At 40.3% G+C, this 10408-nt stretch carries 10 protein-coding genes; 8 read left to right on the top strand and 2 right to left on the bottom strand.

What is annotated here, in order from left to right; genetic code table 11:
• Positions 1-203: 203 nt before the first annotated feature.
• Complete coding sequence (locus tag FTU80_RS01665; protein WP_180083916.1) at positions 204-1238, bottom strand: M20/M25/M40 family metallo-hydrolase; 1035 nt, start codon at positions 1236-1238, stop codon at positions 204-206.
• A gap of 212 nt (positions 1239-1450) precedes the next feature.
• On the opposite strand from FTU80_RS01665, the gene FTU80_RS01660 reads away from it, so the two are divergent.
• The 3 genes from FTU80_RS01660 (at position 1451) to ruvB (ending at position 4757) form a co-directional block, all read left to right on the top strand.
• Positions 1451-2791: a deoxyguanosinetriphosphate triphosphohydrolase gene (locus FTU80_RS01660; RefSeq protein ID WP_180083914.1), complete on the top strand. Its 1341-nt coding sequence runs from the start codon at positions 1451-1453 to the stop codon at positions 2789-2791.
• Positions 2792-2901: 110 nt separating this feature from the next.
• Entirely contained in the window at positions 2902-3504 is a 603-nt protein-coding gene (ruvA, locus tag FTU80_RS01655; RefSeq protein WP_078190364.1) for a Holliday junction branch migration protein RuvA, read from the top strand.
• 245 nt (positions 3505-3749) lie between these two features.
• Complete coding sequence (ruvB, locus tag FTU80_RS01650) at positions 3750-4757, top strand: Holliday junction branch migration DNA helicase RuvB (protein ID WP_168378058.1); 1008 nt, start codon at positions 3750-3752, stop codon at positions 4755-4757.
• A 29-nt stretch (positions 4758-4786) separates the two neighbouring features.
• Here the strand turns inward: ruvB and FTU80_RS01645 are convergent, their stop codons facing one another.
• Positions 4787-5443 carry a hypothetical protein gene (locus FTU80_RS01645; RefSeq protein WP_180083912.1) on the bottom strand — a complete coding sequence of 219 codons (657 nt, stop codon included), beginning with the start codon at positions 5441-5443 and terminating at the stop codon, positions 4787-4789.
• A 295-nt stretch (positions 5444-5738) separates the two neighbouring features.
• Here FTU80_RS01645 and ybgC point away from each other — a divergent pair, with 295 nt between their 5' ends.
• The 5 genes from ybgC to tolB all read left to right on the top strand — a co-directional run bounded on the left by ybgC (position 5739) and on the right by tolB (position 10346).
• Positions 5739-6146: a tol-pal system-associated acyl-CoA thioesterase gene (gene ybgC, locus FTU80_RS01640; RefSeq protein WP_078190367.1), complete on the top strand. Its 408-nt coding sequence runs from the start codon at positions 5739-5741 to the stop codon at positions 6144-6146.
• A gap of 27 nt (positions 6147-6173) precedes the next feature.
• The gene (gene tolQ, locus FTU80_RS01635) at positions 6174-6872 is read left to right on the top strand and encodes a protein TolQ (protein ID WP_078192037.1); all 699 of its coding nucleotides are present in this window, start codon (positions 6174-6176) and stop codon (positions 6870-6872) included.
• Positions 6872-7321, top strand: a complete 450-nt coding sequence (gene tolR / locus FTU80_RS01630) for a protein TolR (protein ID WP_078190369.1) — start codon at positions 6872-6874, stop codon at positions 7319-7321. The genes tolQ and tolR overlap by 1 nt, the downstream gene beginning before the upstream one ends.
• Before the next feature lie 3 nt (positions 7322-7324).
• Positions 7325-8617 carry a cell envelope integrity protein TolA gene (tolA, locus tag FTU80_RS01625; RefSeq protein WP_180083910.1) on the top strand — a complete coding sequence of 431 codons (1293 nt, stop codon included), beginning with the start codon at positions 7325-7327 and terminating at the stop codon, positions 8615-8617.
• 445 nt (positions 8618-9062) lie between these two features.
• A complete protein-coding gene (gene tolB, locus FTU80_RS01620; RefSeq protein WP_171263728.1) occupies positions 9063-10346 on the top strand; it encodes a Tol-Pal system beta propeller repeat protein TolB in 1284 nt (427 codons plus the stop codon).
• The last annotated feature ends 62 nt before the right edge of the window (positions 10347-10408 follow it).

The following is a 10408-nucleotide window of genomic DNA, read 5'->3' as shown; positions in this document are numbered from 1 at the left end:
ATTAACACAAAATTATCTGATTTTTTCATTTCATCCTAAGAATAATATTCAAACTATAAAAATGTTTTATTTTTCAACAACAACTCACTTTTTAATCAAGCGTTCAAATCATATTTGAAAATTAATTTCAGGTCTAAATGTGTGAGATTTAAACCTGAAATTCATAAAGACTAAAATCAATTCACATTTGAAATTGAAACATTTTATTTATTCAAATCTGACAATAGATGTTGAATTACATTAAGGGCTAAGTTCAGTGAGTTTACATCTACACCATCAATCGTATCGCAAGCCTTGTGGTAGCACGGTGCAAATTCGAGTTCATCACCTTTCATTTGCTCATTAAATAAAATTAGTGAAGTAACGGGAACTTTCCCTAAAAATGGCAAAGTATCGCTTGCTGTTAAAGTCGTTACATCATCTTTAATCTGCATATTATTGGTTTTAAAATATTGACGCATACTTTGTTCTAATGCAGCATCCTGCGGGTGCTTAGGTAATTGACTCATGCTGTCTAAAATTGGCTGATAATCACTTTGTGCAAGTCCATTGGCTTTAAACTGTGCCGCCATTTCTCCAATTGATGAATGGTCACCATCGGCAATCATGATATTCGGATTCTTTGTTCCCACCATATCAACATTGATATAGGCTTGAATGCCTTGAAGCTGTTTCTCACTGAGTGATTTCACAAAAGCTTGTGAACCTGCAATACCAACCTCTTCCGAATCCCAAAAGGCAAGATATAGTGTGTGTTTAGGTTTTACCTTTTGCTTCGCATAGTCTTGTAATAATGCTAACAATACTGCAACGCCTGAAGCATTATCATTAATCCCAGGCCCCATTTTCACCGAATCATAGTGTGCGCCGACTATCACAGCGGTATCTTTGTATTGTCCTTCAATCTCAATCACAATATTTTGCCCAACGGTCTTTTCTCGATTTTCAAATGGCAACATTTGCGCGTGCAAGCCTGCTTTCTTGGCTTGTTCAAGAATATATTGTGCAGAAGCTAATCCACCTGCTGTACCTACTGCACGATTGCCACCATTTTGTTCTGCAATTTCTTCAAATGTTTGTAAATGATGCATCATGCTATTTTCTGATGCAGCAACATTTTGGTTTGGCTGCACTTTCGTTATATTTTTTTCTGTGTTGAAACTTGTACAACCTGACAAAAAAAATGTCACGCCCAAACTTAGTGCAGTCAACGTAGGAAGAAATTGTTTTCTACACATTTAAATTATTCTCATTAAAAATTAAAAAATGGGATAAAAGGTAAAATTTGCCCATCTATACTAACAGCCCATTTTTAAATTTCTGTTTTGTTTTGCATTTCATTAAGGCAAATCACTCATACATCTTTTAAGACAAGTTGTGTCGCCCCACACTAGTGCTTTTCTGCTAAGTTTGGCATTATTCAATTCAAGTAATAATTGAATAATGATAAATGACTCAAATGCGTTGGCTTGAACTGCTTTCTACAGTTCGTATTGGTAGTAATAAACATAGTTCTGAACAGGCACGTAGCCCCTTCCACAAAGACTACGACCGCATTATTTTTTCGCAAAGCTTCCGACAATTAAACCGCAAGACCCAAGTCCATCCTCTAACCCAACACGATGGCATTCATACTCGCCTGACCCATTCTTTAGAAGTGTCTTGTATTGGACGTTCATTGGGGATGCTGGCGGCTGAGAAAATTAAAGATGAACTCCCGATGTGGATTTTACCTGCCGATGTCGGTGCAATTATTCAAGCTGCGTGCTTGGCACACGATATTGGTAATCCACCTTTTGGCCATGCAGGTGAATATGCCATTCGAGAATGGTTTGATGATGCATCACATACCAACTTTTTACAGGACTTAAGCCCTGAAGAAGAAGCCGATGTGAGACAGTTTGAAGGCAATGCCCAAGGTTTACGCCTACTGACTAAAATTGATTATCATCCAAATGATGGGGGTATGCGTTTAACCTATGCAACTTTAGGTGCGTATTTAAAATACCCCTGGCTTTCAAAAACCATTGCATCGCAAGGCAATAAACCTGCAAGCCAACGGGCTAAATTTGGTTGCTATCAAGCAGAAAAAGAAATCTTGCAGCAAATTGCAGAACAACTCGGTTTAATTCAACTGGGTGAATATCACTACTGTCGTCATCCTTTGACCTATTTACTTGAAGCTGCAGATGATATTTGTTATGCCTTAATTGACCTTGAAGATGGCATTATCCTCAACATGTTGAACTATAACGAAGTTGAGCCAATTTTCCTTGATTTGGTCGGTGACTATGGCATACCCGCTGAATTGGCTATGACTGATACCACTTGGCAACAAAAAATTGCTGCATTACGTGGTCGAGTTATGAAACGTCTAGTCGAAGAAGTCACGACTGCCTTCGCCCGCCATCATCAAGAAATTTTGTCAGGTCAACTCAAAGGCAGTTTACTGCAATATTGCAGTGAAGATATTGAGCGTGGAATTAACCGTGCGAAAGAATTAGCCCGTGATAAAATTTTTGAACATCCACAAAAAGCCGGCTTAGAGATTATTGCGCATCAAAGTCTACAAAATATTTTAGACGCATTTATTCCTCTAACTACGCCAAATAAAACCTTGAGTTTTAAAGAACAACGACTGATGTCCATTCTCCACCGTTCGGGGGCACATTTTGGGCCGTTGCATTATGAAAACATCATGCAAGTATTGGATATTATCTCTAAATTTTCAGACCATCAGGCGTATAACCTTGCACAGGAACTTCAAGGTAATAAAGTTGGTTTCTTTTAAACCTGAAAAAATGTGAAGGCTAGTAATTCGCTGGCCTTCACGCTAATCTCACAACAAATTGAAATTGAGCAAATGGCTCAGACTAAACTGAAATAAAGTGAATAAATGACATGATCGGATGTTTAATTGGTGAAGTGCTGGCATTGGAAGCACCAACAGTATTACTCAATGTAAATGGTGTGGGCTATGAAATTGACACCCCACTTTCTACATTTTGCCAACTACAAAAAGGTCAAAAAATTACCCTGTGGACACATCTGGCTGTTCGTGAAGATGCACAACTGCTGTATGGCTTTAGCAATGCTCAAGAAAAACTAATCTTTCGCACACTGTTAAAAGTCAACGGTGTTGGTCCTAAAATGGCACTGGGCATTTTGTCGACCTTAAGCGTTGAAATGCTGATTCATACGGTTGAACATGAAGATGTAAACACCTTAGTCAAAGTTCCGGGTGTGGGTAAAAAGACCGCTGAACGCCTCATGATTGAGCTTCGTGATCGCTTTAAAGCCATGGCTTCAGGCACTGCACCAACCAATTCAACTGTTGAACAAATTCAATTTACGGGCAACTCTGCCGTAGCCGAAGCTGAAGCGGCCTTACAGTCTTTAGGTTATAAACCTGCTGAAGCACAAAAATTAGTGAATGCTGCCAAAGGTGACTTTACTGAAGCCAGCGACATTATCCGTGCAGCACTTAAGTCGATGAATAAATAGTTTTTAGTTTCTAATGAGCACTACATCCTTTGCCTTTGAGGGTTATAGACAGTATGTGAATCACGCAGGCGACAAGGATGTCGCCGTTAAACTGTGCTACAAGGACGTAGCATCAGTTTAACAAATGGGTTTTGTCACTTTTGCCCAGTCAAAAGTGAGAATCGCCTATACAATGGCATTTAAAGTTCAATCGCTTTTTGAGGCTGTGATTCTTCCACAACGATATAGAGATTAGTTAAATAATTATGCAAGACCGTCTTATCAGTGGTTCAGAAAAACCCGAAGACCACTTCGACCGCGCCATTCGCCCAACTTCCCTTGATGACTACATCGGGCAGCCTGTCGTCCGTGAACAAATGGAAATCTTTATCGGTGCTGCGCGTGGCCGTGAAGAAGCACTTGATCACACCTTAATTTTTGGCCCACCGGGTTTAGGTAAAACCACACTGGCCAATATTATTGCCCGTGAAATGGGTGGCAACTTAAAATCAACATCTGGCCCAGTCCTTGAGCGTGCAGGCGATTTGGCTGCAATGCTAACCAACCTCGAAGAAGGTGATGTTTTATTTATTGATGAGATCCATCGTCTTTCACCGGTCATCGAGGAAATTCTCTATCCAGCGATGGAGGATTACCAACTCGACATCATGATTGGTGAAGGCCCTGCGGCCCGTTCGATCAAACTGGATTTACCACCCTTCACTCTTGTTGCAGCGACGACTCGTGCAGGCCTACTGACCTCTCCTTTACGTGACCGTTTCGGTATCGTACAACGTTTAGAGTTCTATTCTGTCAAAGACTTAACGCATATTGTGACTCGTTCTGCGAACTTGATGGATGTACCCATGACCGCCGAAGGTGCACAGGAAGTTGCACGCCGTGCTCGTGGCACACCTCGTATTGCAAACCGTTTATTACGCCGAGTCCGTGATTATGCGCAAGTCAAAGGCACGGGTGAAGTGACACAAGAGATGGCTCAACGTGCTTTGGACATGCTGAATGTCGATAAAGATGGTTTAGACACGCTAGACCGCCGTTATTTATCGATGCTGCTTGAGCGTTTTGATGGTGGTCCTGCAGGTGTAGAAGCTCTAGCTGCTGCTATGGCAGAAGACTCAGGGACGCTTGAAGATGTGATCGAGCCCTACCTCATTCAGCAAGGCTATGTCATGCGCACCGCACGCGGACGTATTGCTACCAATATGGCTTATTTACAGTTTGGGATGACGCCACCAGAGCCGAAAGATAAGTAAACGATTATTCACTGAACGACTTCAGGGAGTTAAATGCTCCCTGAAGTTTGTCCATAATTTTCTTCTAAAAAAACTCTCAAAATAAAAGTGATCTGTTGATGTAACTTTATAAACTCTTCAGTAAGTTTATTATGTATTTTTTCATCAGTCTCAGTTTCAGTCATTTTACATCCTAAAAGTTGAAGCTCTAATAATTTTAAAGACAGCTCATGTTGAGTTTGATCTAAAGCCTTTAAATACATGATTACTGAATAAGTCAATCTTCGAAATTCTTCTTTACAACTTAAAAACTCAATTTGATAATTTTTACTTTTTGGTAATAAAAAATAAGGTTTAGCGTAATAAAAGTTCTGAGTGTATAAAAACCTAAATCGATCTGCTTCTGCAATATATTGAACAATGTGAGCTCTAAACTCCTTTAACTCTTCTAATTTTTGAATAGTTCTTAATTCTTTTACTTTTAATTCACTCTGTGCATTTATTAAATTTACATTAGATTCTATTTGACTCTGTGTAGATCGCTTCACTATACAAATTGTGACGAAAAACGCAAAAACACTTATTAATGCCGAAACTAATATTGAAGCAGCTACAACCCAATCAGTTGAGTGATACAACTCTACTTTTATTAAGTCACTTTTAGTCTCTTGTAAAATATGTGATTGCAAATATTGTTGTTCTGACATCTTTCCTATATGTTTCTATAATAATTAACAATTAATATCATACTGATTTTATGAAAAAAAATACATTTAAAAACTATCTACAAGAATTTTTAACAAATTATTGTACTAAATTAAATTCAGCCTAAAACATTCTTCTTTGGTGTCTTGTGCCATTGGACTGATGACTCACGGTGCTAAACTGCCCGTCATTGAAGCACTTGACGAATCATTGAATTATCGCCATTTTTAAATGCTCTAATTCTTTGCTGATGTGCAGACCAATATTTTTCAGATTTTATAAAGACGGAACACTCTCATGGCGAATAAATTCGAATTCAACATTCGTGTATATATTGAAGATACAGATGCAGGTGGCATTGTTTACCACGCAAATCATATTCGCTTTATGGAACGTACCCGCACAGAATGGCTACGCGCTTCAGGTGTAGACCATTATTGGCATCAAAAAGATTACAACTTTGTCGTTCATAAAATTAATGTGAAATATTCACGCCCTATATTAATGGATGACCTGATTACTGTTACAGCAAGTGTAGTTTCGTGTAAGGCTACGTCATTTGTGTTGCAACAAAATATTTATCGTGGTGATATTATGCTGGCATCAGGTGAGGTAGAATTGGCATGTATCAGTGCAGAGATGAAACCCCGTCGCCTTCCTGATGAAATACGTGAACTGATTCTGAAAGAATTGGAACAAGATTAAAAAAATTATTTGGCACATGTAGTAACTATGGCAACTCAACTAGAATCAACACTCAAAGTTTCAGACCTCATCTTACAAGCAAGTCCTGTCGTACAACTGGTAATGCTCCTGCTGCTCTTAGCTTCGTTATTCAGTTGGTATCTGATTGCCAAGTTACACATGAGTTATAAAAAAGCGCAGGCCGATGATGAACATTTCCAAAAAATCTTTTGGTCTGGCGCCGAACTCAACACTTTATACAACAATGCTCAGCTCAACTCGAAACGTGTTGGCCTTGAAGATGTCTTCTATCAAGGTTTAGGCGAGTTTTTCAAACTTAAAAAACGTAATGCCAGCGCAGAACAATCAATTGAAGGTACAGAACGTATTCTTCGCGTAGGTTTAAGCCGTGACCAAGGACATTTAGAAAATGGTTTAGGCGCGCTTGCGAGTATTGGATCGGTTGCACCCTATGTTGGTTTATTCGGTACCGTTTGGGGCATTATGAACGCTTTTATTGGTTTGGCAGATGTTGACCAAGTCACCCTTGCTACGGTTGCTCCGGGTATTGCAGAAGCATTGATTGCAACGGCCATTGGTCTTTTTGCGGCAATTCCTGCTGTACTTGCATTTAACCATTTCACAGCCAAAGGTGAAGCCGTTTATAACGATCGTGCGCTTTTTGCCGAAGAAATGGTTGCGTTATTACAACGCCAGTCTGTAGGTTCAACTCAGGACAATGACTAATGGCTATTCAACGTTCTGGACGCTTTGAGCGCATCAAAAAACCATTAAAAAGTGACATGAACGTCGTACCTTATATTGATGTCATGTTAGTTCTTTTGGTGATTTTCATGGTCACGGCACCTATGATCACCACAGGTGTCAAAGTCGATTTACCACAGGCAAATGGCACGCCTATGCAAGCGGAAGATCGCCCTGCGATTGTTACACTTGAGGCGGATGGAACGATCAAACTCGAAGATAAAAATCATCAGAATGATGTACTCACACTTGATGAACTAAAATCTGTTTTAACTGCTTCACAAAATGAAGCGAACGAACAGAAAAAGCAAATGAGTGTCCTGATTAACGGCAGTGAATCTCGTCCTTATGGTGAAGTCATGAAACTCATGTCTGCCCTTCAAGATGCAGGTTTAACACAAGTAGGTTTACTGACTGAGCCATTAAAATAATTTATGAAAGATTTCAACAAGCCGCCTTTTAAACAAAAAGCCGTTGCGATTGGTTTCACACTAGGTGTTCATATCGTCGCTGTGGTTGGCTTACTTTATCTTGGCATGAGTAAACCACCTGAGCCCCCTAAAAAAATAACCACTATTTTGGTAAAACCGGAAGATTTAAAACCTGTAACACGTGAAGTCACTGAGTTTGATGAAACCGCGCATGAAAATGTAGCTGAACAAATCACGCAGACAGCAGAACCTAGCGTTGAACCAGCACCCGAAATTCCAACGGCTGCACCACCTAATCCAGCAGAACCACCTAAGGCAGATCCACAGGTTGCTGCTCAACAGGCACTCGCTGCGGCAAAAGCACAGCAGCTTGCTGAACAAAAAGCTGCGGACAATGCAAAGCGTGCTCAAGAACAAGCTAAAGCGGCTGAAGCTGCAAAACTAAAAGCACAACAAGAAGCCAAAGCGGATGCGGCTAAGGCAAAAGCAGATGCTACGGCGAAAGCCAATGCTGAAGCAGCAAAACGTAAAGCAGATGCTGATGCCAAAGCCAAGGCTGAAAAAATCCGTGCCGATGCTTTAAGAAAAGCAGAAGCTGACAAAGCCAAAGCTGCAGCAACGGCAAAAGCCAATGCAGATGCAAAAGCCAAGGCCAATGCGGATGCTGCAAAACGTAAAGCAGATGCAGACGCGAAAGCTAAAGCCAATGCGGAAGCTGCAAAACGTAAAGCAGATGCTGATGCAAAAGCTAAGGCCAATGCGGAAGCTGCAAAACGTAAAGCAGATGCTGATGCAAAAGCTAAGGCCAATGCGGAAGCTGCAAAACGTAAAGCAGATGCTGATGCGAAAGCCAAGGCCAATGCAGAAGCTGCAAAACGTAAAGCAGATACCGATGCAAAAGCCAAGGCAGATGCAAAGGCTAAAGCCGATGCCGAAGCACGCGAACGTGCAGCCGAAGAAGCCAAAGCTTCATCAGCTAAAAAAGCAGCTGAAGAAGCCGCACAGAAAAAGGCTGAAGCGAAGAAGATTGCATCTACTGCAAAGAAAGATTTTGAAAATAAAATCCGTCGTGCATGGGACACACCTTCTGACTCTGCGGGTAAATCGGCAACTGCTCGGGTGACATTATCAGAAAGTGGTTCAGTCCGATCAGTTATTGTGAACTCTAGTGACCCTGATATGAAAGCCAGTATTGAAGCCGCGGTTCGTGCTGCAGCACCGTACCCAATGCCAAGCGACCCTGATGCTAGACGTGAAGCACAAAGCTTTACCTCTACATTTAGATCTTCAAATTAAGTTTGATAAATCCCTGCATTGATTGCGGGGATTTTTTTTATATTTCTTCTGAATATGGCAAACTTTGGAAAATTTATTGATTAGATGGGTTCATTCACTGATTTTTTGAATGAAACAAATTCTATTTGGTCGACACTTTTCATAAAATGACATATATATAAGTTTTACTAACTCAGCCTAATCAAGAGCTACTTATTTCTTCTAAACATTTGATTCAAAAATTAAATTTCAACTATATAGAATTATCATTTCCAATTCAAAATGTGATGTTGTCTGCACCAATTTTAAGATAAACTTCAGTGAACTCGAATAAAATCTCTGCATTTTTCACAGTGTTATAACAGTTCAGTCATATTTTCATGCTTTTAATAATCCAAAATCATGCCATTATGTGACACAACCTAATACAGACAATAACTCACATTTTTAGAGTAGTTAGCGAATGATGGAAATGACGCGTAAACATCTTCTTTGCTTAGCAATTATGACCGCTTTGAGTCCAGTTTTAATCACTCAAACACATGCACAGCTTCATCTTGAAATCACCAAGGCGCCTGAAGAGGCACCTAAAATTGCGATCGTGCCTTTTAGTAATGACTCAAATATTTATCCAGTGGTTGAAAATGACTTGAACCGCTCAGGTAAATTTACCAGTGCCTCTAAAAACTTACCTGCAACTGCAACAATAAATTCACCTAATGCAGAAGCATGGAAAGCTGCGGGCGTACCCTATGTCGTGACAGGTACATCAAAAACAACGGCTGATGGCTCTTATGAAATTCACTACCAACTGTATGATGTTGAAAAAAAACAATACCTGTTAAATGAACTACTCACTGTACCTGCTTCACGTTACCGTCAAGCAGCGCATATGATCAGTGATGCAATCTATCAAGCTTTAACTGGCATTCCAGGTGACTTCAGCGGCCGTATTGCCTATGTATTGCGTAATGCAGCAACACCAGATCAGCGCTATACCCTACAAATTGCAGATACGGATGGTGAACAACCCCGTACCATTTTGACTTCACGTGATCCAATCTTGTCCCCTGCTTGGACACCTGATGCGAAAAAGCTAGCTTATGTTTCTTTTGAAACCAAACGCCCTGCAATTTACATCCAAGACTTAGCAAGTGGTAACCGTGAAAAAGTAGCAAGTTTCCGTGGTCTAAATGGTGCACCAAGCTTCTCACCTGATGGTAAATCGATGTTGTTTACCGCTTCAATGCATGGCAATCCTGAAATCTATCAAATGGATTTACAGACTCGCCAATTAAAACGCATGACCAATGACACAGCGATTGATACAGAAGCACGTTATGCCCCTGACGGTAAATCATTTATTTTTACCTCTGACCGTGGTGGCTCTCCACAAATTTATACCTACAACTTAAGTGCTGAAAGTGTAAAACGTTTAACTTTCCGTGGTGCATTTAATGCCCGTGGCACTTTAAGTGCTGATGGTAAAAAATTAGCTTTGGTGCATCGTCCTAGCGGTAGTAACTATAAAGTTGCGGTTCAAGACATTGGTTCTGGTGTAACCAATATTTTAACACCAACAAGTTTAGATGAATCCCCAAGCTTCTCTCCAAACGGTCAAATGGTGGTGTATGCAACACGTGAAGCAAACCGTGGTTTGCTCTCGATCATGTCTTTAGATGGTCGTTTCCGCATGAACTTACCAAGTGAACAAGGTGAAGTTCGTGAACCAGCTTGGGCACCGAAATAAACACTGCATAATTTATTCAACAATAACTTTTTAATGAAACATCATAAATAACCGTCATGGAG

Origin of the sequence: Acinetobacter sp. YH12145 (assembly GCF_013418335.1) — a bacterium.
Classification (GTDB): domain Bacteria; phylum Pseudomonadota; class Gammaproteobacteria; order Pseudomonadales; family Moraxellaceae; genus Acinetobacter; species Acinetobacter amyesii.
This window is presented reverse-complemented; position numbering and strand designations above follow the sequence as displayed.

Coding starts and splice junctions, on each gene's coding strand:
- tolR (WP_078190369.1), top strand. CDS start 6,872: ATGGCTATTCAACGTTCTGGACGCTTTGAGCGCATCAAAAAACCATTA.
- ybgC (WP_078190367.1), top strand. CDS start 5,739: ATGGCGAATAAATTCGAATTCAACATTCGTGTATATATTGAAGATACA.
- tolA (WP_180083910.1), top strand. CDS start 7,325: ATGAAAGATTTCAACAAGCCGCCTTTTAAACAAAAAGCCGTTGCGATT.
- ruvB (WP_168378058.1), top strand. CDS start 3,750: ATGCAAGACCGTCTTATCAGTGGTTCAGAAAAACCCGAAGACCACTTC.
- tolQ (WP_078192037.1), top strand. CDS start 6,174: ATGGCAACTCAACTAGAATCAACACTCAAAGTTTCAGACCTCATCTTA.
- tolB (WP_171263728.1), top strand. CDS start 9,063: ATGGAAATGACGCGTAAACATCTTCTTTGCTTAGCAATTATGACCGCT.
- ruvA (WP_078190364.1), top strand. CDS start 2,902: ATGATCGGATGTTTAATTGGTGAAGTGCTGGCATTGGAAGCACCAACA.
- FTU80_RS01660 (WP_180083914.1), top strand. CDS start 1,451: ATGACTCAAATGCGTTGGCTTGAACTGCTTTCTACAGTTCGTATTGGT.
- FTU80_RS01645 (WP_180083912.1), bottom strand. CDS start 5,443: ATGTCAGAACAACAATATTTGCAATCACATATTTTACAAGAGACTAAA.
- FTU80_RS01665 (WP_180083916.1), bottom strand. CDS start 1,238: ATGTGTAGAAAACAATTTCTTCCTACGTTGACTGCACTAAGTTTGGGC.